The sequence below is a fragment of the Streptosporangium fragile genome, assembly GCF_039534445.1.
GTDB classification, from domain to species: domain Bacteria; phylum Actinomycetota; class Actinomycetes; order Streptosporangiales; family Streptosporangiaceae; genus Streptosporangium; species Streptosporangium fragile.
Map to the genome: position 1 here is coordinate 79,045 of NZ_BAAAVI010000015.1, position 23,600 is coordinate 102,644.

Consider the following 23,600-nt stretch of genomic DNA (forward strand, 5'->3'; position numbering starts at 1 on the left):
CGCGCTCAGATCTCCTCGCCGGGCTCGGTCGGATCGAGCTGGCGGGGCTGGGCCTGCGCCGCCAGCCGTGGATGGTGCAGGTCGAAGGCGGGCCGCTCGGAGCGGATGACCGGGATGGAGACGAAGTTGTGCCGGGGCGGCGGGCAGGAGGTCGCCCACTCCAGGGAGTTGCCGAAACCCCACGGGTCGTCCGCCGTCACCCGCGGGGCGCGGCGGGCGGTGTGCCAGATGTTGTAGAGGAACGGCAGCGTGGAGGCGCCCAGCAGGAACGCGCCCACCGAGGAGATCACGTTCAGCTCGGTGAACCCGTCGGCCGGGCTGTAGTCGGCGTAGCGCCGCGGCATGCCCGCGGCGCCCAGCCAGTGCTGGACCAGGAACGTGGCGTGGAAGCCGATGAACAGCGTCCAGAAGTGGATCTTCCCCAGCGGTTCGTTCAGCATCTTGCCGGTCATCTTCGGCCACCAGAAGTAGAAACCGGCGAACATCGCGAAGACGACGGTGCCGAAGACCACGTAGTGGAAGTGCGCGACGACGAAGTAGGAGTCGTGCACGTGGAAGTCGAGCGGCGGCGAGGCCAGGATGATTCCGGTCAGTCCGCCGAGCAGGAAGGTCACCAGGAAGCCCACGGCGAAGAGCATCGGCGTCTTGAGCGAGATGTGGCCGCGCCACATGGTGCCGATCCAGTTGAAGAACTTCACCCCGGTGGGCACCGCGATGAGGAACGTCATGAACGAGAAGAACGGCAGCAGCACCTGGCCGGTCGGGAACATGTGGTGCGCCCACACGGTCACCGACAGGCCCGCGATGGCGATGGTCGCGCCGACCAGCCCGATGTAGCCGAAAATCGGCTTGCGGCTGAAGACGGGGATCACCTCGGTGACGATGCCGAAGAACGGCAGCGCGATGACGTAGACCTCGGGGTGGCCGAAGAACCAGAACAGGTGCTGCCAGAGGATCGGCCCCCCGGTCAGCGGGTCGTAGACGTGGGCGCCGAACTTGCGCTGGGCCTCCAGCGCGAGCAGCGCGGCGGCGAGCACGGGAAAGGCGATCAACACGAGGACGCCGGTCAGCAGCACGTTCCAGGTGAAGATCGGCATGCGGAACATGGTCATGCCGGGGGCCCGCATGCAGATGATCGTGGTCATGAAGTTGACCGAGCCGAGGATCGTGCCGAGTCCGGCCATTACCAGCCCCAGCACCCACAGGTCGCTGCCGGTCTGCGGGGAGAAGGTCGACAGGGAGAGCGGCGGATAGCCCGTCCAGCCGAAGTCCGCGGCGCCCCCGCTGGTGACGAAGCCGATCATGACGATGATGCCGCCGAACAGGAAGAGCCAGAAGCTCACCATGTTGAGCCGGGGGAACGCCACGTCGGGCGAGCCGATCTGCAGGGGCATGATCACGTTGGCGAACCCGGCGAACAGCGGGGTGGCGAACAGCAGCAGCATGATCGTGCCGTGCATGGTGAACATCTGGTTGTACTGCTCCTGGCTGACCACCTGGATCCCGGGGGCGACGAGCTCCGCCCGGATGACCATGGCCATGATCCCGCCGAGCAGGAAGAACACGAACGACGCGATCAGGTAGAGGTAGCCGATCACCTTGTGGTCGGTGCTCGTGAGCCAGTTGACGAGGACCGAGCCCTTCTCCTGCCGCCGGGGTGCCAGCGGGGAGGTCAGCGGCTCCTGGCGTGGCTGCTCGAAGGTCGTCACGACGCACCACCGGTGGTCCGCGTCTTCCCCATGGGGGCACGCGCTCCCGTCCCGGGGGTCGCGCCGCCCCGGCCGGAGGCACGCGGGCGGACCGCGGACCGGACGGAACGGCTCACGAACGGACGCGGATCGCGATGTGAATTCATGACCACCCCTACGTGGGAAAAATCATCATCAGCGCTCTTGGGGCTGGAAATTGCGCGGAGCCCGACGCTCGCCGGACCCGTCTATGGTGAGAACCTCGGGTGACCGGTTCTCTCCGGCTCCCCTTCCCGCCATCCCCCCGACCATGGCTTTCAGTCATTCGATTGTTTTTCCCACTGACCGGCGAGGTCGATCGCGACCCCCCGGCTCACGTGCCCGTCACCGCGGAATTCGGGGCACGTGCCGGCCTGCCGCGGCCAGGACGGCGGTCACGGATGGGATGCGCGGCCCGTTTCTTTGACACCGGTTTCCCCGGCGGGGAGAACCGCTTTGGATTTCCCCCGTCCACCGGCGTCCACTCAATAAATAGGAAGATCTATGGCATCGGGCGGGGACCGCCGCCGAGCGCCGGCCCTCTCCTTTTCCCCGCCTGACGCGCCCCCTTTCATGAGGACATGAACCCGCCGTCGGCGGGCAGACCCCACCTGAACCGAGGAGGACACATGTCGCAGCCCAATGACGACAGGCCGCTCGCCGACCGGCGGGACGCGCCGGAGGAACACGTCGAGCCGGACATCGCCGGGGAGTTCACACCGTCCCCGACCGACCCGGCCAACCAGCCGGAGGACGACCCGGACAGGCGGGTCTACGGGCAGGCCGAAGGCTACGAGAAGCCCACCGAGGCCTGACGGACCACCGGGCTCCGGCCGGAGCCCTCGCCTTTCTAGGGCCGGCCCAAGGAGAGGGCGAACCAGACCGCCTGCCCGTACCGGCCGTTCCGCGTGAGGTACGGGACACGGCGGCACCCGCAGCGCCCCGCCGACAGCTCGGAGACGATGCCCAGCCCACGCCCGTCCTCCGACTCCGTCCCGGCGGAGCGCATGACGGGGCGGGCGCCTCCGGCGTCGACGACCTCGACGTGGAACTCCCCCGGACCGCTCCGCAGGATCAGTTCGAAGGGCGGCTCCCCGTGCACGACCGCGTTGCCCACCAGTTCGCTCACCATGAGCACCGCGTCGTCCACCGTGTCCGGCACGATCCGCATGCCGTCGAGCGCCTCGCGTACCAGCCTTCTCGCCTGGCCCGCAGCCCGTGCGTCCATACCCAGCTCCCAGGCGGCGACGAGGACCGGCTCCGTCCGGATCAGGGTCACCATGACGCCTCCGTCCGCTCCACTGACCGACGTTCGCCACGATGCCCCGCCCCCGTACGACCCGGTAGCGAGAGACACGCTCATGTCGGTGCGGCATGCTCGCACCCGGCCCACAGTGGACGGGCTTCCCGGGATCCGGCCCGCGGTGGACGCGCTCACCCGGGATCCGGCTCACCCACCTGAGAGGCGGGCTCACGTCCCGGCGGGAGGACGCACCGTCCCACGCGCTGTGCGTCCGGGAGCGCTCCTCCGGGTCCCCCGGCGTGCCCTCGCCGCCCCCGCGTATGGGCCGTGCCGCTCCGGGAGGGCCCGCGCGAAGACGGACGTCGTGGCGCGCTTGGCCGGACATATACCGGGCAGGCCGCTGGAATACGGACTATCGAAGGGAGCATCGTCATGGCCCAGCGACAGCGAGTCGTCGTGATCGGGGGCGGGTTCGCGGGGTTCACCACGGCGCGTACCCTCTCCGCAATCGCCAAGGGCGCCGTCGAGATCGTCTTGATCAATCCGACCGATTACTTCCTGTACCTGCCGCTGCTCCCGGAGGTGGCGGCCGGGATCCTCGACCCGCGCAAGGTGGCGATCCCCCTGGCGGGCAACTGCCCCGGGGTGCGGCACCTGCTCGCCACGGTGGACCGCGTCGACATCGGAGCGCGCCGCGTCGAATGCACCGATGCCGAGGGCAACCACCGTGAGCTCGGCTACGACCGCCTGGTGATCGCGGTGGGCAGCGTCAACAAGCTGCTCCCCATCCCGGGCGTGGTCGAGCACGCCCACGGGTTCCGCAGCCTCGCCGAGGCCCTCTACCTGCGTGACCACCTGATCCGCCAGATCGAGCTCGCCGACGCCTCCAACGACCCCGAGGAGCGGAAGGCCCGCTGCACGTTCGTGGTCGTCGGCGCCGGCTACACCGGGACCGAGGTCGCGGCGCAGGGCCAGCTGCTCACGTTGGACGTCCGCAAGCGGCGGCCCGGCCTGCGCGACCAGCCCATCCGCTGGATCCTCGCCGACCTCGCCCCCCGCATCCTGCCCGAGCTCGACCAGCGCCTGTCGCGGACGGCGCACCGGACGCTGACCGAGCGGGGCGTGGAGATCCGCACCGGCACGACCGTGGCCGAGGCCACGGCGGAAGGGGTCAAGCTCTCCGACGGCGAGTTCGTGGCGACCCGCTCCCTGATCTGGTGCGTGGGCGTCCGCCCCGACCCGCTGGTGGAGTCGCTGGGGCTGCCGGCCGAGAGGGGGCGGCTGCTGGTCGACGAGTTCCTGAGGGTGCCCGGCCACCCGGAGATCTACGCCTGCGGCGACGCGGCGGCGGTGCCGGACCTCACCCGGCCCGGCCAGTACACCACCATGACCGCCCAGCACGCCAGCCGCCAGGGCAAGCGCGCCGCGCGCAACATCGCCGCCTCGTACGGCCACGGGCAGCTCCTGCCGTACAGGCACAGCGACCTCGGGTTCGTCGTCGACCTGGCCGGGACCGACGCCGCCGCGAACCCGCTGGGCGTGCCGCTGTCCGGGCTGCCCGCCAAGGTGGTCACCCGGGGCTACCACCTGCTGGCCGTACCCGGCGGCCGGGCCCGCATCGCCGGGAACTGGCTGCTCGACACCCTGCTGCCGCGCCAGACCGTCCAGCTCGACCTGGTCCGCGGCTCGGCCGTCCCGCTCGACTCCAGCACTCCCGAGCACCCTCACGGCCTGAGCAGGTGACCCTGGGGGCAGACCACAACGAAGCTGATCAACCGTAAAGTGCCCCAAGATTCTTCGCCCCTCCGGCGATACCCGGCAGGTGCGGGGTAGGGGGCCGGTCATGGCAGAGATCGGTTACACGATGATGTGCGAGCAGACGCCCGCCAGGCAGCTGGTCGAGAACGTCACCACGGCCGAGCGGATCGGCTTCGACTACGCGGCCATCTCCGACCACTACTTCCCGTGGCTGGAGGAGATGGGCCACTCCCCGTACGCCTGGTCGGTGCTCGGGGCCGCGGCGCAGGCCACCCGGCTGCCGCTGATGACGTACGTGACCTGCCCGATCATGCGCTACCACCCGGCGGTGGTGGCGCAGAAGGCGGCGACGATGGGCGCGCTGACCGAGGGCCGCTTCACGCTGGGGCTGGGCTCGGGAGAGAACCTCAACGAGCACGTGGTGGGGCAGGGGTGGCCGTCGGCCGACACCCGCCACGGCATGTTCACGGAGGCTGTGCAGATCATCAGGGAGCTGTTCGAGGGCGACTACGTCACCTACCGCGGCGAGTACTTCGACGTCGACTCGGCCAAGCTGTACGACCGGCCCGAGCAGCCCGTCCCGCTGGCGATCGCCGCCTCCGGCGGCCAGTCGGCGGGCATCGCCGGAGAGTACGGCGACGCGCTGGTCGCGGTGGACCCGGACCCGGACCTGGTGCGCGCGTTCGCGGACGGGGGCGGCGCGGGCAAGCCCGTCTACGGTCAGCTCCCCGTCTGCTACGACCCCGACCCCGAGGCGGCCAGGGAGCGGGCGCACCGGCTGTGGCGCTGGTCGGCCGCCGGTTGGAAGGTCATGGCCGAGCTCCCCGGCCCCGTCAACTTCGAGGCTTACGCCCAGACTGTGCGCCCGGAGGACGTCGCGGAGAAGGTGCCGTGCGGCCCGGACGTGGACGCGGTGGTGGAGGCGGTACGCGCCTACACCGACGCGGGGTTCACCCATGTCGCACTGGTCCAGATCGGGCACGAGCACCAGGACATGTTCTTCGACTGGTCGGAGAAGGAGCTGCTCCCCGCCCTGCGCCGTCTCAAGCCCGGTGCCGGACCGGGGTCGGGCGGGCCGTAATCCCGCCGGAACGGAGTGTGAAATCCGCTGTGGGGGTAGCGGACTGTCCAGTGCCTACTACCTGTGGGAGGCGTCATGGTCACACCGCGCGCACACGCCACCCGGTCACCGCTGCAGCTCGCCGCGCTGATCGTGGGAATCGTGTTCCTTCTTGTGGGAATTCTGGGCTTCATCCCGGGCATCACCGCCAACACCGGCGACCTGGAGCTGGCCGGACCCGGCTCCGACGCCATGCTGCTGGGGATCTTCGAGGTGTCGATCCTGCACAACGTCGTTCACCTCCTGTTCGGCGTGGCGGGCATCGCGCTCTCCCGGACCTGGGCCGGGGCCCGCAACTTCCTGATCGGCGGGGGCATCGTCTACCTGCTGCTCTTCCTCTACGGTCTGCTCGTCCCGCACGGCAGCGCGGCCAACTTCGTCCCGTTCAACAGCGCGGACAACTGGCTGCACCTGGTTCTCGGCCTGGGCATGGTCGCTCTCGGGGCCCTGCTCGGCCGTTCCCGGGGCCGGACCCGGAGCGTGCTGTAGCCTCCGCGAAAGCCCCGTCCGGTGCGCGACACCGCACCGGACGGGGCTCCGTCGTGCGGGGCTCCGGCGCGGTCGTGCCGGGCCCCGGGGACCCGTCCTTCGCCGCCCCGGCCCGGCTCGTCTCCCCCGCCCCGGCCGGTTTCCCCCTCTCCCGGCCGCGCGGCCCGGGGTGGCCGGGTCACCGGGCGGCGGGGGCGAACGGGTCCCAGTCGGTGGCGTAGTGGAGCAGGGACCGGGCGAGATCCCCGTGCCGCCCGGCCCACACGTCGTCGAACAGGAACCACTGCTGGTGGCCGAAGAACTCGTCCATGTGGACGGACATCTGGGCCAGGTGCCCGCCGTCGCGCAGGAGCGTCCGGTCCGGATCCCGGCCGTTGTCGTACTTCTCCACGTCCAGGTTGCGGAGCGCGAACGCGTGGGCGACGGAGTGCCCGCCGAGGAGCTCGTCCGGCGTGCGCTCACCGAACGACGGCCAGCGGTTGCACCGGTCCAGCGCGGGGCCGATCCCGTCGTCTCCGGGGGCCACCAGCGCGCGCAGGACGAGCAGCTCGTGCGGCCACCGCTCCAGTCCGCCGGTCGTGGTCCGCAGGTGCGCCGCCAGCTCCGGCAGCCGGACGCCGGGGAAGGAGAAGGGCGGCTGCCAGCAGATGCTGTCGCTGTCGTAGAAGGTCAGCAGCACCGCGTGGGTCGTGCCGGCGTGGGTCGTGCCCGTGCCGCCCGCCCCGGCACCGCCGCCGTCCGGCACCGCTCCCGCCGGGCAGCCGGCCGACGGCGGCCCGGCGGGAGACGGCCATACCCTGACCGCCTCACCCGGCGACGGCCGTGACACGGCGACGGCGTCGTCGGGCAGCGGCCAGGCCTCGTGCAGCAGGTAGGCCACCCGGTCCGGGTACGCCGCCGCGAGCGCGTCATCGAAGAAGAAATAGGGCAGTTCGACCTCGTCGTCGTCGGTGCGGACCCGCACGCTGTGCGCGTCGACCCGCAGGCCGCCCTCGACGTAGAGGTGCTCCCGCAGGAGGTCGCGCAGTCCCTCCCAGGATTCCGGAGCGGGGATCCGGCGGTCACGGACGCGCTCGAAGAACGAGGCCAGCCCGTAGACCCCTCCTCCGAGCTCGGCCTCGATCCAGGCGTCCGCGTCCTCCAGGACGTCGTCCACGACGGCGGCCCACGCCCGGCGGAACCAGCCGAGCACGGTCGCGTCAGGCAGGCGGCGGATCCGCTTGCCGAGCGGACCCTCGTAGTGCGTGCGGTAGACGAAGTAGGTCACGTCCCGCACCGTGCCACATGCCCCCGACAAAACCGGGCCGGGCCGCCGAGCGCGGAAGATCGTCGCTCCGAGACCGTACCCGGGATCGGCCCGGTGGCCGGGGGCACGCGCCGGCACGGTGCGGCGAGCGCCGGGTCAGTGCGCGGCCATGCTCTCCTTGGCCAGCCGCTCCTCACCGCTCAGCGTGTTGAGCGGCTTCTCCTTGATGAACAGCACCGCCACCAGCGCGAGCACGGTCAGCGGCACGCCCACCAGGAACAGCTCGGCCGTGGCGGTGGCATAGACGTCCTGGACGATCCGGACCACCGGCGCGGGCAGGGCGGAGATGTTGGGCACCGCGTGGCTCGACTCGCCGGCCGGCGCGCCACCGGTCAGCGGGCCGAGCTTCTCGGTCATCAGGCTGGTGACGCGGTTGGCCAGCACCGCGCCCAGGGCGCTGACGCCGACCGCGCCGCCCATGCTGCGGAAGAAGGTCAGCACCGAGGTGGTGACGCCCAGGTCGTGCGCGGGCACGTCGTTCTGCGCGGCGAGCACCAGGTTCTGCATGAGCATGCCGACGCCGATGCCGAGCACCGCCATGTACGCCGAGAGCAGCAGCGTGCTGGTCCGCCCGTCGATGGTGGACAGCAGCCCCATCCCGGCGAGCATGACGACGCCACCCGCCACCAGGAAGCCCTTCCAGCGGCCCCACTTGGTGATGAGCTGGCCCGCGACGGTGGAGGAGACCAGCAGGCCGAACACCATCGGCAGGCTCATCAGGCCCGCGACCGTCGGCGACTTGCCGAGCGCCACCTGGAAGTACTGCGACAGGAACACCGTGCCGCCGAACATCGCGACGCCGACCAGCACGCTGGCCACCGTGGCCAGGGTGACGGTGCGGTTCCGGAACAGCGAGAGCGGGATGATCGGCTCGGCGGCCCGCGACTCCACCCACACCGCCGCGGCGAGGACCACCAGACCCGCGGTCACCAGACCCGCGGTCCACCACGAGGCCCAGGCGAACTGGTTGCCGGCGAGCGAGGACCACACCAGCAGCGTCGAGACGCCGAGCGTGATCAGGAAGGCGCCCAGGTAGTCGACCTTCACCTCCCTGCGCACCACCGGCAGGTTGAGCGTGCGCTGGAGCAGCACGATCGCGAGGACGGTGAACGGCACGCCGATCAGGAAGCACCAGCGCCAGCCGAGCCATGAGGTGTCGACGAGCAGGCCCCCGATGAGCGGCCCGGCGACGGTGCCGACGCCGAAGACCGCGCCGAAGATCCCGGCGTAGCGGCCGAGCTCACGGGGCGGGATCATCGCGGCCATCACGATCATCGACAGCGCGGTCATGCCGCCGGCGCCGAGGCCCTGCACGACGCGGCTGACGATGAGGATCTCGACGTTGGGCGTGAGCCCGGCGATCAGCGAGCCGACGACGAACAGGCCCAGCGAGAGCTGGATCAGCAGTTTCTTGCTGTAGAGGTCGGCCATCTTGCCCCAGAGGGGCACGGTGGCCGTCATGGCCAGCAGTTCGGAGGTGACGATCCAGGTGTAGACGGTCTGCGAACCTTGCAGGTCGGTGATGATGCGCGGCAGGGCGTTGGCCACGACGGTCGAGGCCAGGATGGACACGAACATGCCCACCATCAGCCCGGACAGTGCTTGCAGGACCTTCCGCCGGGACGTGGGGGAGGGCGCGGCCGCGGATTCGGGCTGCGCGCTGGTGGTTGTCATTCTTCCTCGTGTTTCTCGGACGACGGTCTCTCGTGACGTGGCCTCTCACGCCGCGGTTTCGCGCGGCGCGGCGGATCCGGCCGCGGAGGAGGCCGATGCGTGGACGGATGGAGGATGGGGGTGCGCCGGGGGTTTCGGGCAGGACGGGTACCGGCGGGAACGGGGAGGCGCTCAGGCGGAGCGGAGCGGTCCCGGATCGGACGGGTCCGCCGGGCCGGGCAGCCCGGCGGCCAGGTGGTCGAAGGCCTCGTCGAGCAGGTCCCCCAGCTCGCGACGGGCGGACTGGACGCTCCAGCGCATCATCGCGACCCGGAACGCCGCGGAGGCCACGGCCGCGACAAGGACCGGATAGCCGTTCGCGACCGGGTCGACGCCGATGCGCCGGGCGACGGCGTCCGCCATCACCCGTTCCGTCTCCGCGCCGTTGACGACCAGCCTGGACAGCAGCGAGGGGTTCTGCTCGAACACTCTCAACCGCAGCATCCACTGCTCACGCCCGGCCTGGATGTGATCGGCCACCTCACGCAGCCCCCGGCGCAGCACCTCGAGAACCGGCAGTTCGGACGGGGCGGAGGACACCGCCTCACCGACGTACGCGTCGCTCATCGGGCTCTTGCCGGTGAGAGCCTCCTCCTTGCAGGAGAAGTAGTTGAAGAACGTGCGGGAGGAGACGTCCGCGGCCTCGCTGATGTCCTCCACCGTGACCCCGGCGAGCCCGCGTTCGGCGACCAGCTCCAGCGCGGCCCGTTCCAGGGCCGCGCGGGTCTCCAGCTTCTTCCGGTCCCTCCGGCCGAGCTCTCTGCCGCTGCTCACAATGGTCACGACACCGAGCATAAGGAAGAATCTTCAGATTCTGCAACATTTCATAATCTGAAGTGACATAGCACACATATTCCGGCGGATGCGGTCCGGCGATGAGGTACGAGGCCACGCGGCCGGGAAGCAGCCGGCCGCCGCGTGGCCCCGTCGCCCGTCAGCGCTTCGCGCCGGCCGGCGGCTGGGCGCTGTAGGCGACCTTCGGCGGCTTCCCGCCGAACAGCTCACTGACCGTCACGAAGTGGTAGCCCCGCGCGGAGAGGGTCCTCAACACCTGCGGGATCGCCTCCACCGAGGTCGCGTGAATGTCATGGAAGAGGATGATGCTTCCGGGTTTCGCCCCCTTGATGGCGGTGCGCACCACCCTGGAGGTGTTCCGGTACCTCCAGTCCTCGGTGTCCACGCTCCACAGGATCATGGGCTGGTTCGTGGCCTTGCGGACGGTGGCGTTGAGGGCCCCGTACGGCGGCCGGACGATCTTCGGTGTGACACCCGTCGCGTCCCGGATGGCCTGTTCGGTGCGGCGCAGGTCGGCCCGGACGTCGGCGGCCGTGAGCTTGGTCAGATCACGGTGCGACCAGCTGTGACCGCCGATCTCGTGCCCCGCCTGAGCGGTCCGCCGCACCACCGCGCCGCTCATGACGGTGTTCTGCCCCACGACGAAGAACGTGGCCCGGGCCCTGTACTTCGCGAGGTACCCCAGCAGCTTGTCGGTGTACGGGCCGGGACCGTCGTCGAAGGTGAGCGCCACGCATTTGACCCTGCGGCAGTTGACCTGCGGGCGGGCGGACTCCGTGACGGTGCCGGTGGGAACGACCTCGACCGTGGGCGTGCCCGACGGAGACGAGGTGACACCGGGCTCGGGCTCCATGGCCCGGCCCTGCGCCCGGCGGCCGAACTCCGACAGCAGCGGCTGCGCGGTCGAACGCGGGAGCACGACCTGGACCTGCCCGGCCGTCGCCGCCCCCACCACGCCCTCGTCGAACGTCACGACCAGGTCCCCTCCGGCGGAGAACGCGAGATCGTCGAAGGCGCGGGGGTCCAGGCTCGCCACCACGGAGTCCAGCTTCTGCGCGTCGACGCCCTTCCGGCCCGCCAGCGTGCCCTTCACCGCCGTCGCCAGCCGGTCCCGCGCGTTCGGGTCGATGAGCGAGCTCGCCGGGACGACCTTCCGGGTCGCGCCGTCGTACCAGACGGAGGTGGTCGCCTTCCCGGCGGTCATGTCGCCGAGGTGCAGGATGACCAACCGCACCCCGATCACGTCCCCGGCGGTGGCGAGGAAGCTGAAGTCGATGTTCAGCTCCGGCGCCTTGCGGCCGGTCTCGTCGCAACCGGTCCGCCGAGCCTCCTCCAGGAAACGGGCGCGCTCCGCCTCCACCGTGCGGCGGAGCTCGGCGGTGAGCTCCGGCGCGCCCTGCACCTGGGGATACACGGCAGACCAGGTGCAGGCGCCGTCGTTGCCGCTGTCCCGCACAGCCGCCAGCTTCTCGAGCAACGTCGGCGACACCGTCGCGATCGGCTCGGGCCTGCTCCCGACCTGCTGGACCTCCGACGACGCCCTCTCCCCGGCCCTCGCGGAACCGTCCTCCGAACCGGTGTCGCACGCCGCCGTCAGCAACCCCGCCAGCGCGAGCACCCCCGCCAGCCCACGCCGGGCTCCCCACCCCGCCGATCGCGGCGCCGTCTCACCACGTCGCACTGTCTCCACGCTCTTCCTCATCGGGGTCTCCCAGGTCGCGGCGGCCCGCATCCGTCTCGGCTGCGCGGAACGTCCGGCCGCCTCACGACAGCGGGGCTGTTCCGGTCCGTTCGACGACCTTGAAGACCCGGTGGTTCACGCTTTTCGCGGGCTACTTCTCCCGAATCGCTCCGCCGCGGGAGCGCGAACCCGGCCCGGCACCGGCCCGGCACAGCGAGTGACGGTGCCGTGGCGGTGACCCCCGGTGCGGGTCAGCCACGGACCGGCGGAAGTGCCTCGTTCCGGGGCGGGCCGACGCCCGGCCCGGTGAGGGCGATCAGCGTGTTCGGCACCCTGACGAGACCGTGGCCGGAGGCGGAGAGCCCTCCGGCCGGTCTGCGAGGGCGGACGACCGCGGCCGGAAACGCGACGCCCCCGTCATCTCCAAACCGGTTGTGGCGGTGATCCACAACGTGATCCACTTCCCCTGGAAAACTCCCTACACCCTCGTACCGAGAAGGGTGCGATGAGTCAGCCCTCCAGCACTCAGTTCACCGGAAATCCCCATGCCATCCGGTTGTCGGCGAGCCTGCTCGACCGCCGGGGCGGCGAGTGCGAGGACTTCGCCGCCGTCAAGGCCCGCCCGCAACTGTGGCCGCGGGTCTTCGAGAAGCGCAGGTACGCGCCGTGGGAGACCTTCCCGCTCGGCCTGGTCATGGACGTGCTGAACGCGGTCGAGTTCGAGGCGGCCCGGATCGACGAGGCTCTGACGAGGACCCTCACCCGTGCCCGCAACACCGTGCATCCAGGGGTCGCCGCCTGGGTCCGGCATGCCTGCCACACCTACCTGGAAACAGCCGAGAGCCTGGCGGCCGTACTCTCCGCCGAAGGAGTCGAACTCCGGCCCGAGCGCAATCCCCGGATCGTCCAGGGCGGCCGGTCCGTCACGGAGACACGGTCCCTCACCGTCTGGGGCCGGTGGTACGGCTCACCGGACGGCACAGTGGTGGAGTTCCGCAGAATGCGCCTGCGCCGCCCCCTGGGCAGCGCGGACACGCCGTCCGCGCAGGCGATGGCGTACGTGGCGGCGGTGGGCAAACAGGTGGCGGACCCGTCGGAGCTGTACAGCGTCATCCCCGTCCCGGTACGGCCCGTTCCCGTGCCGCGGCGGGTGCGGGTGGTCGAAGTCGGGTTGACCACCGGCACGGACCGGGTCCTTCTCGACAGCACGGACATGGAAGAGATCCGCAGCGCGTACGCCTCGAACGTCAGGCCCGTGACGGTCCGGCTGCTGGCCGGCGGCGGCCGGACCCCGGGGCAAGACTGCGCCGAGTGCAAGGCGCGGGCCTCCTGCGGGGCTCTCGCGCACGCTCCGGGCCTGCTCGGCCTCGACGACCGGGGCACGCACCGGCGTACGTGGTCGATCACGACGTCCCGCTACTACCAGGTCTGCCCGGCCCAGGCTCACCTGCGAGAGCTTCGCCTCCCCGGCGACGGGGAGACGAGCCCGGCGGCCGAGCGCGGCCGGAACGTGCACTCGTGGCTCGAGGCCGCGCATGACCGCGGGCGACCCTGCACCCCGGCGGACCTTCCGGAGGCGGACGCCGACGACTGCGGCATCGCCGACGGGCTGATGGAGCGGGAAGAGTACCGCCAGGCCCGGCCGTACCTGCTCCGGCATCTGGCGGTGTGCCCGCTGCGCGGTCCGGGTGAGATCTCCGAGGTCAGACCCGAGCCGAAGATCGCCGTATACGACGAACAGGCCGATGTGGTGGTGCTCGCCCACCCGGATCTGCTCCGCCGGGTGGACGGACGCCTCGTCTACCGCGAGCAGAAGACATCGGCCGTGCCGCGCGGCATCACCGCGGAGAACGCGCTGGAGATGGTCCCCCAGCTCGCCCTGGCGGTCTGCCTGATCGCCGCCGGTGTCTTCGGAGACACCGCCGGGCTGGTCGAGCTGGAGCAGCTCACCCCGGTCTCCGCCGAGGTGCTCACGTTCGACGCCGCCGACCCGGCGACGGTCTCAGCCGCCAGGAAGGTCGTCCTCGACCGGGTCCGCCCCTGGCACCGTGACGTCGCCTTCCGCGCCACCCCCGGCCCCTGGTGCCGGTTCTGCCCGGTGTCCCGCTGGTGTCCCGACGCCTCCGGCGCCCCCGCGCACGCCGTGGACGACCTCGCGTTCGACCCCCTGACCGGCGAGCTTCTGGCAAGCCCCGGCCGGCCCGACAGCCGCGTCGAGGCGATCGCCGCCGCGCTCGCCGAACCCGAGCCCGACGACGAACCCCCGTTCTGAGGGGAAGCCCGAACCGGGACGCACACCCGAACCGGCGAGCCGCCCGCGCACCCCCGCCCCGGACTCCCGCCTGCCGTACCTCATCCGGCTCCCGCTCGGCGCAGACGGGCTGGTGCCCCGGGCGGACGGCACCTGGCCGCGAGAGAAGGCCGTCTACTGCTATCCGGCCGGTCCGGACGAGTGGCCCGACAACCCCGACGAGGTCGAACGCGCCGGAGTCCGCTCCTGCGTACGGCGCGGAACCGCGATCGGCCTCGTCCCGGACCGGGCCAGGGAGAACCGCTCACAGATCGTCTTCACCACCGCCCGCGGCCGGGACACGATCTTCTGGCAAACCGCCCGCGTCCGCGAACAGGCCGAGACGACCACACGGCGGCTGGCCTGCGGCGACTACGCCGTGGAGGCCGGCAGCCGGATCCACGCGGCGGTCGAGCGCAAAAGCCTGGCCGATCTCGTTTCCAGCCTGCTGGGTGGCCGGCTGAAGTATCAGCTGACCGAACTGGCTACGCTGTCCCGCGCGGCCGTGGTCGTCGAGGACCGCTACTCCCAGGTCTTCAAGCTCCGGGATCAAAATTTCGTCATGGCATTTTGGACAGCAACAGCATCCCCGATCTGCGTAATTAGACCGCCGGCCAGTGCGATTCCAAGCAGGAACGTTACGGATTTACCGGTATCAACCAACGCGGCTCGCAGCCATCTTTCCTCTTCCTCAGGGCTCTTCCAGACCCCGAAACGGATAGCTTCCCATGCGAGCACGAAGGCTGCGACCGATCCGTACTGGCATCCTACGCGCCATCCGCCGTCGGAAACGATCGAAGCAGCGACCAGCGCGAGGCCCAGAGCGAATGAAATTAAGGTGAGGCGGGTCGCCTGTACCACCCGCGGCATCCTGTCGGCCACGCCACTTGGATCATCTCTGGTCGCAGGGGATCGCCGAAGGATGTCTTTAGGTCGCAACTTGCCTATTTTCCTCCACCCGCTACGCCAGCTTAGCCAGAGTTTCGGCAAGCGCGTGAACACATCCCGGGGACGTTTCGCAATCCCCTTATAGAAGAGAAGCGTCTCTCGATTGGAAAGAAGCGAAACGAAGCCCACACCTCTAATATCCGACCGATCGACGAACCGGCCGTCCCGAGTTTTAGCCTGCCAGCGTGGAACTTTGATGACGACGTGGCCATCAGACATCACCCGCCCTGGCTTCTTGTGATATCTACAATACTTCCACTCGCCAGGGACAACACTTCTGCAGGGCTTATCCGCCCGACGTTGTTGGGTATGAAAATACTTGCAGGCCACCGGCCACACCCGTCCACGCAGTACCCATAGCGCAGTCCGCAACACTGCGACAAACGGGAGGAAGAGGAGCCCCAATATCAGCGGCCACGGTATTGGGACAACCGAATCCAGCCAGGCCGCAAAGATCGCAAAGAGCTGACCAAGAAGCTCCGAGACGTCCGCCATTGCAATATAAAGCCATCCGGCGCTCCCGCCTGGGGAGTATCTCCATTATCCACAGCCGGATAGTTTTGTCTCGACATGATGGCTATTGCCAAAACGTCAAGTGTTGTGGACGCTACGTTGATCAGCAGGCGGCGTTTCTAGAGCAAGGCTGCACATGTAGCCCTTCGACCGGTGTTCTATGAGCTCACATCCGCGTAGTTGGGCCAGTGGCGTTCAGGAGGTACACACCGTCGTGCTGACGGACGGCCAGCGTATGAGCAAGGTCCATCGCATCGGGAACCCGGACGGCGAGGACCTCTGAGGCCAGGGCTCGTACTTCGTCAGCGGTGATCCATCTGAAGGCCCGGGCTTCGTCGGTCTCCGTAAGACTGTCTGCGACGGCATGGCGACGGAAGACCAAGTGCGGTTCGAGAGGTCCCCATCCTGCCTGCACTGGTCGTCACGCTCCGCGCTCACCTGGAGGAGTTCGGGACTGCTCCCGATGGACGGCTGTTCTGCAACGAGCGCGGCGGCGTGCTGGGCGCTTCCACCTACGCGCGGGTGTGGAGGGAGGCGCACTGCTTCGCCCTCACCCCTCAGCAGGTGGCCTCTCCCCTGGCCAAGCGACCCTACGACCTACGGCATACGGCGCTGTCCACCTGGCTCAACACGGGGTGGACGCCACCGAGGTAGCCGCCCGCGCGGGCAACAGCGTGGAAGTGCTCCTCGAGCGCTACGCCAAGTGCCCGTATGGCCACCAAGATCAGAACAACCGTCGCATAGAGGCCGCGCTGACCCCGTGAGATCTGGTCCACAACCGGTCCGCAGTCAGTGAGCACCAATGAGAACGGGCGGGACTCCATGAGAGTGGAGGCCCGCCCGTTCGTGTGATGTTCGCCCTGGTCAGCGGCTGGATCCACTGGTCAGGAGTTGGTGCCCCCTGCAAGATTCGAACTTGCGCTCCCGGCTCCGGAGACCAGCCACAATCAACGCTCTGAGCTGAGGGAACGCCTCAAGTGCGGTGCGTTCGGTACGGCGACAGCATGCGATCGTGTCTGCAGGTCCGCTGAGCCCTTCAGGTGGACGTCCCGCTGAACGACGCGCTCCCGAGTCTTGGTGAGCGTTTAGTTCTGGGGCTTCTGCCTGATCCCATAGTCCTGGAGCTTCTGTCTGATCCCGGGTCTGAGGTTCCGCGCCGGGTGGGGGTAGCTCCCCCGGTGAGGCGGCGGGCCATGAGGTCAGGCGACTTCGACCTCGACGCCGGGAACGAAGTTCCATGCGCGGGCCCGGAAGACCAGCGCGCCGCAGCCCTACAGCAGGGGCCACAGCGACCAGTAGAAGACGACCGCGAGCAGGACGGCCACAACGGCGACGGCGCCCGCCCTGACCAGGGTGGGCCGCGGCATCAGCAGCCCGCCGCCGCCGAAGGCGAGACAGAAGATCCACAGTGGCGCGAGTTTCAGCAGAGCCGTCTCACTGAGGTCGCCGAAGGCGCCACCGTAGATCACCGCGATCTGCGCCACACCGAACACGAGACCTGCGGTGCAGATACTACGCACCGTTCCGTACTGCCGAGAGAGACCGGCGGCCTCCCCGTCAGCCGGAGTCGGCCCGGGGATGGTGGAAGCGGTCGGCGATCCGATGGCCGGCGGCACGGGCGCCATCCGTTCCACCGGCCGCGGCCCGTTCCCTCCGCTCCGGACGGCGTCGGCGCCGCCCTCGGTCAGGGAGGCGAGCACCTGAGCCGCATCGGGCCGGCCGGTGGGGTCCTTGACCAGGCATGACGCCAGCAACGGCAGCAGCCCCTCCGGGACCCCGGACAAGTCCGGGGTCCCGTTCAAGACGGCGGCCATCACCGCCACCGGGTGCTGCCCGGCGAACGCCGGACGCCCGGTCGCGGCGTAGACCATGGTGGCGGCCCAGGCGAAGATGTCGGAGGCCGGGGAGGCCGGCTGGCCGGAGAGCTGCTCGGGCGCCATGTAACCGGGACTTCCCACCAGCGCCGAACGGGTCGCGCTGACCTCCAGTGCACGCGCGATACCGAAGTCGATGACCACCGGACCCTCCGGTCCCATGATCACATTAGCCGGTTTGAAGTCACGGTGCACGATCCCGGTCCGGTGGATGGCGGACAGCGCGGTCGCGGTGGCGATGGCCAGGCGTTCCAGTCCGCCCCCGGCACGGGGCCCCGCGGTGGTGACCAGTTGCTGCAGCGACGGGCCGGGGATGTACTCGCTGACGAGGTAGAGCCGCCCGTCGCTGACGCCCGCCGCCAGTACCTGAGCGGTGCAGAACGCCGCCACCCGGCAGGCCAGGTTCGCCTCCCGCTCGAACCTCTCCCGGACGGCGTCCTCTGCGGCCATCCGGGCGTGCAGGACCTTGACGGCCACCCGCCGCCCCGAGGGATCGTGGCCGAGGTAGACCGTGCCCTGGCCGCCCTCTCCGAGAACTCCAACCAGCCGGTAGGCGCCGACCTGCTGCGGATCCCGTGCCTCCAGCCGACCGAGATCGGACACCGCTTACCTCTTTCCTGTTCACCATTCGTCGTCGGGCCGGGATCGGTGTTGCCATCCGACGACCATGGAGGGTACCGATCCCGGCGCTCCGATGGCACCTCGCGAGATGCATGATCGTTACGACGTATCACTCGGTCAGGTGAAGCCGGCAGCGGACTGAGCACGCCAGAAAGGGAACGCCGCAGCTCAGATGCCCTATCGGTTTCGGGTCGCGATCGAGCGACTGAGCTTGAAAGGCTGAGGTTACGGCGGTTCGAGGATGAGGCCGGTCTGGGCGACGAAGCCGTCGAGTAGCGCGTGGCGGTACTGCGTCCGCTTGAGCTTGGTCTTGACCGTCGTGGCGAGCTGGTCGGTGTCATGGGGAGCGAGGTCGGCCAGGCCGCGTTTGAGGACCGACCACACCCCCTCGGCCGGCGCCACCCGGCCATACCCCTTACCGGCCGCCTTCACCATCGGAGTACGGCCACGAGGCCCCAGGGTGCGCGCCTGGGACGGCCTTGAGCCTTTACCCGGCCTCATCGGCCCAGCACAGCCAGGCGTCCAGGCCGAGCGCCGTCCTTCTATCACCGGTCATCACCGGCCATTCCCCGGCGACCCACGAGGTGATCACCCCCTCGTCGCGCTCGACGGCACGACGCACCGGCACCCGCAGCGTCCAGCCGGCCCGGTGCAGCAGATACGCCACCCCGCGCGGGGTGTGGCGAATGTGAAACAGCAGCGCGAATCCCGAAGGTCCCTGGCTTGCCTGAGTCTCCAACCTGCCCAGGCACCCCCGCCAAGATCGGTACGTCCCTGGTACGCGACCAGTGGCACACGCCCAGATCCGGTGGCACAGGAGGGCACATCCGAGAAAGCAGAACGACCTGCGTTTCCGCAGGTCGTTGCAGGGTTTCCCCTGGGAGATCGCTGGTGCCCCCTGCAAGATTCGAACTTGCGCTCCCGGCTCCGGAGGCCGGTGCTCTATCCCCTGAGCTAAGGGGGCCAACGCTTGATTAGATTACCAGCATCTGGAGGTGAACCGACACTCGAAACGTGGAGGGGGTGATCTCCCGGGGGCGGGGAGGCCGCGGAGGCTAGTGAGGGACCGGGCGGACGGCGCCTCGGTAGCGGGAGCGGTAGTAGGGGGAGCTCGCGAAGTCGGTGGTTTTGACGACGTCGCCGGTCTTGGGAGCGTGAACCATGACGCCGGCTCCGACGTAGACGCCGACGTGGGTGGGGTCGCCGGTGCCGCCGCCGAAGAAGACCAGGTCTCCGGGGCGGAGCCGGGAGAAGGGCACGCGGCGGCCCTGTTTGAACTGACTGCCGGTGTAGTGGGGCAGGCGGGCCCCGGCCCTGGCCCAGGCGTGCAGGGCGAGACCGGAGCAGTCGAAGCCGCCGCCGGTCGGGCCCTCGCTCGAACCACCGCCCCAGACGTAGGGCGTGCCGACCTGGCGGAGGGCGACCGCGGCGGCGACCTGGCCACGGGTGAGAGCGGCCCGCGCCCGCCGGCCCTGACGCGGCCGCGAGGAGGCGCCCCGCGTGGAGACCGCTTTGCCATGTGGGGGGCGCCGCGCCCGCGTGCCGGGGGCGCTCTTCCGGAAAGCCGGGCGGGAGGAAGCCCGCGCCGGATCTCCGAGCTCCGACTCCGCGGTGGGAGGCCCCGGCTTCGCGGTGGAGACCGAGTGGCCGGGAGGGGCCGGGAGGATGGGTTCCGGTTGGTGGATCCGGGCCGGGGACCCGTCAGATCCGGCAGGAGACCCGTCAGGTCCGACCGAGGACCCGTCAGGTCGCCTGCCGTCCGGCCGCCGGGGGATCACCGGGCGCTCAGGCCCCTTCTCGTCGGAGAACGTCTCGCAGACGGTGGTCAGGACGGCGCGGAACCACTCCGGCGGCCACCCGGGGGCGTCTCGCTCCGGTGGCCAGGGTGAGCTGCGGGCTTCCGGCGAGCGGCGCGGCGTGTCGACCGGCAGACCGACGACCGAGAGCAGGCGGGTCCAGGCGTCGCACGCCTCCGGGGAGGGGCGGGGCGCGGGAACCTGGGAGCCTCCCGCGAGAGTCGCCGAGAGGACGGTGACGGTGAGGAATGCGGTGATCATGCAGGCCCTCCTGGGCTCGACGGGGATCGGGCCCCAGGATGGGCCGGGGGAAGCGATCGCCGAGGAACCGAAGGCGGTTCTGTGGAAAAGCTGTCGGCTGTGGACAACTGTGCGTACACATCCGCGAAAACCTGCGCGTGGACGGGGGTGGAGGAGTTAGCCTCACGGCCGTGGGAGAGGATCTGGGCAGGGTGTTGGTAGTGGATGACGACGACGTCATCCGGCAGCTCATCGCGGTCAATCTGACGTTGGAGGGGTTCCAGGTGGAGACCGCCTCCGACGGTCAAGACTGCCTGGATCGGGTGCTGGACGTGCGACCCGACGTGATCACGCTGGACGTGATGATGCCCAGGATGGACGGGTGGATGACCGCCACCCGGCTGCGCGACGGCGAGGAGACCAGCCACATCAAGGTGGTGCTGATCACCGCGCGGGCGCAGGAGGACGACAAGAAGCGGGGGCTGGGCATCGGGGTCGACGCCTACCTCACCAAGCCCTTCGACCCGGCCGAGCTGATCCAGGTCGTCCGCGACCTGGCCCTGACCGCACGGAGCAGGTAGGGAATCCCGGCCGGGAAGGTCAGAGCAGGCCCTCCCTGTGGGCCACCGCGGCCGCCTGGGTGCGGGAGGAGACACCCAGCTTGGTCAGGATGTTGGAGACGTGCACGCTCACCGTCTTCTGGGCGATGAACAGCCGCTCGCCGATCTCCCGGTTGGGCAGGCCCTCGGCGACCAGAGCGAGCACCTCCTGCTCGCGGGTGGTGAGGAGGGTCGGCCGCGCGGAGGTGAAACGGGCCCTTCGGCCGAGTCCCGTCAGGGCGGCGCCGAGCGGGCGGGCGCCCAGGGCGGCGGCGGCCCCGACGGCGAGCTCCCACTCCTGCCGGGCCGCGGCGCGGTCTCCGGAGACGAGCAGCGCCTCGGCCAGCCGCCACCGCGAGCGCGCGATCTCGTAGACGAATCCGAAGTCGAACGCCTCGACGACCGCGCGCCAGGACTCGACGTCGTGGCGGCCGTGCGCGCGGTGCCACTCGGCCTCGGCCCTGGCCAGCCAGGCGAGCCCTTCGGGCCCCAGCGGGCCCTGGCGGACGGATCCGGGGCCGACGGCGGCGGGCACCCGGGCCCGTGTCAGGAAGGCGTCGGCCTCGGCGGCGCGACCCGGGTCGCCCAGGTCGGCCAGCGCCCACAGGGCCGTGGCGCTGAGCCGGATCACCGCGGGGTCGTCGGGAGGGAGGGCCGCGAGGGCGGCCTCGACATGGTCGAGAGCGGTCTCGGGGTCGTCGTGCCACAGGGCGTGCTCGGCGGCCAGGCCACGGCCCATGTAGCGGGCCATCACATCCCTGGACCAGAAGGGCTCCAGCCAGGACAGGCGCTCCGCCACGACGGGCAGGCCCCGGGCCACCTCCACGAAGAGGGCGAAGGACGACAGGGTGGCCTCGGCGGGGGTTCCCACCCGGATGCCGAACCCGGCGGCCACCTTCTCCGCCTGGTCCCACTCCCCCGCGACGTAGTGGGTCAGAAAACGCAGGAAACGCAGGTCGGTGCCGAACGTGCTCCAGGTGAGACCGGTGTCGTCCGCCAGCCGCAGCCCCCGGTCGGCGGTCGCGGCGGCCTCGGCGAGGTCGCCGTTCTCGTACTGGACCCGGGCGTGGTGGAAGATCGCCCGCAGGTCCATGGCGAGGTTGCCGGAGCTCTCCGCGGTGGCGCGGGCGAGCAGGTCCTTGGCGCGGGGGATGTCGTCGGCGAGAGCCGCGAGGGAGGCCAGGATGACCAGCGCGCCGGTCTCCGCGTCGGCGGCGCCGGCGGCGCGGGCCGTCTCCAGGGCCCGGCGGGCCAGCGCCTCCACCTCGTCGTGCCGGTCGCTCCGGTAGAGCGCGCGGGCGTAGGTGGCGAGCGCGCGGGCCAGCACGGGCCCGCCGGGGGCCGCCTCGACGGCGGCGTGCGCGGCGGCGATCGCGCCCCGGAGGTCGTCCGTGTCGATGAGGAAGTACGCCAGCCGCTCGTTGACCTCCGCCGTGGGCGGGAGACGGCGCAGCTGGGAGACCGCCCGGTGGTTGTCGCCGCTGTCGGCCGCGGCTGCGGCGCTGCGCAGGGCGAGGGCGACGTGGTCGATCCCGGCCAGTCGCTCGGCGTCGGGGACCCGGTCCCACAGTTCGAGCGCCCGGTCGAAGTGGCGGTGGGCCTCGGCGGGCGCGCCCAGCCGTTCGGCCCGCCGCCCGGCCTCGACCGAGGCCGCCAGCGCCCCGGCCAGGTCGTGACCGGCCAGGTAGTGGTGGGCGAGTTCGGCCGCCGCCCCCTCGCGGAGGGTCAGCAGGCGGGCGAACTCGGTGTGCGTCCGGGTGCGCTCACCGGGCAGCAGGTCGTTGTAGACCACCTCCTGGAGGAGGGCGTGCCGGAAGGCGTAGCCGTACTCACCGTCGAGGCGGAGCAGGCCGCGCGAGACGATCTCCCGCATGGCGTCCTCGAAGGTCATGTCGTCGAGGCCGGACGCCTGCTGGAGCAGGTCGTGGTCGGCCCGCCGACCCGCGACGGCGGCACCGCGCAGCACCCGCTGGGCGGAGTCGGAGAGCGTCTCGACCCGGGAGAGCAGCAGGCTGGCCAGACCGTCGGGCATCGAACAGCCGTCGGAGGCGGCGTCGAGCAGCTCCCGGGCGTAGAACGGGTTGCCCTCCGCCCGGTCGACGACCTCGCCGATCACCCGGGCGTCGGTGCCGCCGAGCGCGGCCAGGTAGTCGGCCATCTCGGCGCGGTCCAGCGGGGCGAGCTCGACCCCCGTGACCGAGGGGAGGCGGTTGAGCTCGGCGAGGACCCGGCGCAGCGGGTGACGCCGGTGCAGGTCGTCGGTGCGGTAGGTGCCGATCAGGCAGACGCGCTCGGCCTGGAGCATACGGCTGAGGAAGACCAGCAGGTCGCGGGTGGACTGGTCGGCCCAGTGCAGGTCCTCCAGCACGAGGAGCACGGGTTGCGCGGACAGGAAGCCGAGCACCGATCCGAAGAGCTGCTGCTGGGTCAGGCCCGAGGTGGTCTCCTGGCCCGGGTCGGTGCCGCCGGGCAGCAGCCTGCCGAGGACCGGCCGCGCGTCGAGCTCGGCGCGCAGCCGCCCGCGCGCGCCGCGCAGGGCGTCGGCCAGCGGGAGGTACGGCAGGGCGTCACCGAGCTCGGCGCACTGGCCGACGAGCACGTCGAAGCCCCGGCCCCTGGCGCGCTCCGCCAGCTCGGTGACCAGCCTGGTCTTGCCGATGCCCGCGTCGCCGCCCACGAGGACCACACCGGGGAGCCCGTCGGCGGCGGAATCGAGCACGGCGGTCAGGCGGTCGAGCTCTGCCGATCGCCCGATCAGAGCACTTTGCGCGCCGTGCACCCCCACGTCGGCGAGTATCGCACGCCCCTCCGACAGGGACGATTGGCCCACGGACGCACCCACGCATTGGCCCTGCCCCCGGGACCAAACCGGCCCTAGGGTCGGGGC

The 23,600-nt window shown here is 70.6% G+C and carries 19 protein-coding genes and 1 tRNA gene; 8 read left to right on the forward strand and 12 right to left on the reverse strand.

The features are described from left to right. Positions 1-5 precede the first annotated feature (5 nt). Positions 6-1,709 carry an aa3-type cytochrome oxidase subunit I gene (gene ctaD, locus ABD841_RS12575; RefSeq protein WP_425581979.1) on the reverse strand — a complete coding sequence of 568 codons (1,704 nt, stop codon included), beginning with the start codon at positions 1,707-1,709 and terminating at the stop codon, positions 6-8. A gap of 647 nt (positions 1,710-2,356) precedes the next feature. Between ctaD and ABD841_RS12580 the strand changes: the two genes are divergently transcribed. Then, on the forward strand, positions 2,357-2,542 hold the full coding sequence (locus ABD841_RS12580; protein ID WP_344970836.1) for a hypothetical protein: 186 nt from the start codon (positions 2,357-2,359) through the stop codon (positions 2,540-2,542). 35 nt (positions 2,543-2,577) lie between these two features. On the opposite strand, the gene ABD841_RS12585 is transcribed toward ABD841_RS12580, so the two are convergent. Beyond that, the gene (locus tag ABD841_RS12585) at positions 2,578-3,009 is read right to left on the reverse strand and encodes an ATP-binding protein (protein ID WP_344970838.1); all 432 of its coding nucleotides are present in this window, start codon (positions 3,007-3,009) and stop codon (positions 2,578-2,580) included. A 393-nt stretch (positions 3,010-3,402) separates the two neighbouring features. On the opposite strand from ABD841_RS12585, the gene ABD841_RS12590 reads away from it, so the two are divergent. The 3 genes from ABD841_RS12590 to ABD841_RS12600 all read left to right on the forward strand — a co-directional run bounded on the left by ABD841_RS12590 (position 3,403) and on the right by ABD841_RS12600 (position 6,337). Further along, positions 3,403-4,713 (forward strand): NAD(P)/FAD-dependent oxidoreductase, encoded by a 1,311-nt coding sequence (locus ABD841_RS12590; RefSeq protein ID WP_344970840.1) that lies wholly within the window; start codon positions 3,403-3,405, stop codon positions 4,711-4,713. A 100-nt stretch (positions 4,714-4,813) separates the two neighbouring features. Continuing rightward, positions 4,814-5,809: an LLM class F420-dependent oxidoreductase gene (locus ABD841_RS12595; protein WP_344970842.1), complete on the forward strand. Its 996-nt coding sequence runs from the start codon at positions 4,814-4,816 to the stop codon at positions 5,807-5,809. Between the two features lie 75 nt (positions 5,810-5,884). Next, complete coding sequence (locus ABD841_RS12600) at positions 5,885-6,337, forward strand: DUF4383 domain-containing protein (RefSeq protein WP_344970844.1); 453 nt, start codon at positions 5,885-5,887, stop codon at positions 6,335-6,337. Between the two features lie 178 nt (positions 6,338-6,515). Here ABD841_RS12600 and ABD841_RS12605 read toward each other — a convergent pair whose 3' ends face one another. The 4 genes from ABD841_RS12605 to ABD841_RS12620 all read right to left on the reverse strand — a co-directional run bounded on the left by ABD841_RS12605 (position 6,516) and on the right by ABD841_RS12620 (position 11,841). Continuing rightward, positions 6,516-7,604 (reverse strand): hypothetical protein, encoded by a 1,089-nt coding sequence (locus ABD841_RS12605; RefSeq protein WP_344970846.1) that lies wholly within the window; start codon positions 7,602-7,604, stop codon positions 6,516-6,518. 135 nt (positions 7,605-7,739) lie between these two features. Beyond that, positions 7,740-9,317: an MDR family MFS transporter gene (locus ABD841_RS12610; RefSeq protein ID WP_344970848.1), complete on the reverse strand. Its 1,578-nt coding sequence runs from the start codon at positions 9,315-9,317 to the stop codon at positions 7,740-7,742. 171 nt (positions 9,318-9,488) lie between these two features. Next, positions 9,489-10,139 carry a TetR/AcrR family transcriptional regulator gene (locus ABD841_RS12615; RefSeq protein WP_344970850.1) on the reverse strand — a complete coding sequence of 217 codons (651 nt, stop codon included), beginning with the start codon at positions 10,137-10,139 and terminating at the stop codon, positions 9,489-9,491. 151 nt (positions 10,140-10,290) lie between these two features. Beyond that, positions 10,291-11,841, reverse strand: a complete 1,551-nt coding sequence (locus tag ABD841_RS12620; protein WP_344970851.1) for a polysaccharide deacetylase family protein — start codon at positions 11,839-11,841, stop codon at positions 10,291-10,293. 496 nt (positions 11,842-12,337) lie between these two features. Between ABD841_RS12620 and ABD841_RS12625 the strand changes: the two genes are divergently transcribed. The 3 genes from ABD841_RS12625 (at position 12,338) to ABD841_RS12635 (ending at position 16,237) form a co-directional block, all read left to right on the forward strand. Continuing rightward, complete coding sequence (locus ABD841_RS12625) at positions 12,338-14,104, forward strand: PD-(D/E)XK nuclease family protein (protein WP_344970853.1); 1,767 nt, start codon at positions 12,338-12,340, stop codon at positions 14,102-14,104. A gap of 112 nt (positions 14,105-14,216) precedes the next feature. Continuing rightward, positions 14,217-15,155 (forward strand): ERCC4 domain-containing protein, encoded by a 939-nt coding sequence (locus tag ABD841_RS12630; RefSeq protein WP_344970855.1) that lies wholly within the window; start codon positions 14,217-14,219, stop codon positions 15,153-15,155. Positions 15,156-16,078: 923 nt separating this feature from the next. After that, entirely contained in the window at positions 16,079-16,237 is a 159-nt protein-coding gene (locus tag ABD841_RS12635) for a hypothetical protein (RefSeq protein ID WP_344970858.1), read from the forward strand. Positions 16,238-16,854: 617 nt separating this feature from the next. Here the strand turns inward: ABD841_RS12635 and ABD841_RS12640 are convergent. From ABD841_RS12640 to ABD841_RS12660, 5 genes are all read right to left on the reverse strand, one after another. Next, positions 16,855-18,060 carry a serine/threonine-protein kinase gene (locus ABD841_RS12640; protein WP_344970860.1) on the reverse strand — a complete coding sequence of 402 codons (1,206 nt, stop codon included), beginning with the start codon at positions 18,058-18,060 and terminating at the stop codon, positions 16,855-16,857. 243 nt (positions 18,061-18,303) lie between these two features. Beyond that, a complete protein-coding gene (locus tag ABD841_RS12645; RefSeq protein ID WP_344970862.1) occupies positions 18,304-18,513 on the reverse strand; it encodes a hypothetical protein in 210 nt (69 codons plus the stop codon). A gap of 52 nt (positions 18,514-18,565) precedes the next feature. Beyond that, positions 18,566-18,982, reverse strand: coding sequence for a helix-turn-helix domain-containing protein (locus ABD841_RS12650; RefSeq protein WP_344970864.1), 417 nt, complete (start codon positions 18,980-18,982; stop codon positions 18,566-18,568). Further along, positions 18,968-19,042, reverse strand: a tRNA-Arg gene (locus ABD841_RS12655). The genes ABD841_RS12650 and ABD841_RS12655 overlap by 15 nt, the downstream gene beginning before the upstream one ends. A 91-nt stretch (positions 19,043-19,133) precedes the next feature. Continuing rightward, positions 19,134-20,135, reverse strand: a complete 1,002-nt coding sequence (locus ABD841_RS12660) for a C40 family peptidase (RefSeq protein ID WP_344970866.1) — start codon at positions 20,133-20,135, stop codon at positions 19,134-19,136. A 191-nt stretch (positions 20,136-20,326) separates the two neighbouring features. Between ABD841_RS12660 and ABD841_RS12665 the strand changes: the two genes are divergently transcribed. Then, on the forward strand, positions 20,327-20,695 hold the full coding sequence (locus ABD841_RS12665) for a response regulator transcription factor (RefSeq protein WP_344970868.1): 369 nt from the start codon (positions 20,327-20,329) through the stop codon (positions 20,693-20,695). Positions 20,696-20,714: 19 nt separating this feature from the next. Here ABD841_RS12665 and ABD841_RS12670 read toward each other — a convergent pair whose 3' ends face one another. Beyond that, positions 20,715-23,543: a helix-turn-helix transcriptional regulator gene (locus tag ABD841_RS12670; protein ID WP_344970870.1), complete on the reverse strand. Its 2,829-nt coding sequence runs from the start codon at positions 23,541-23,543 to the stop codon at positions 20,715-20,717. Between the last annotated feature and the right edge of the window lie 57 nt (positions 23,544-23,600).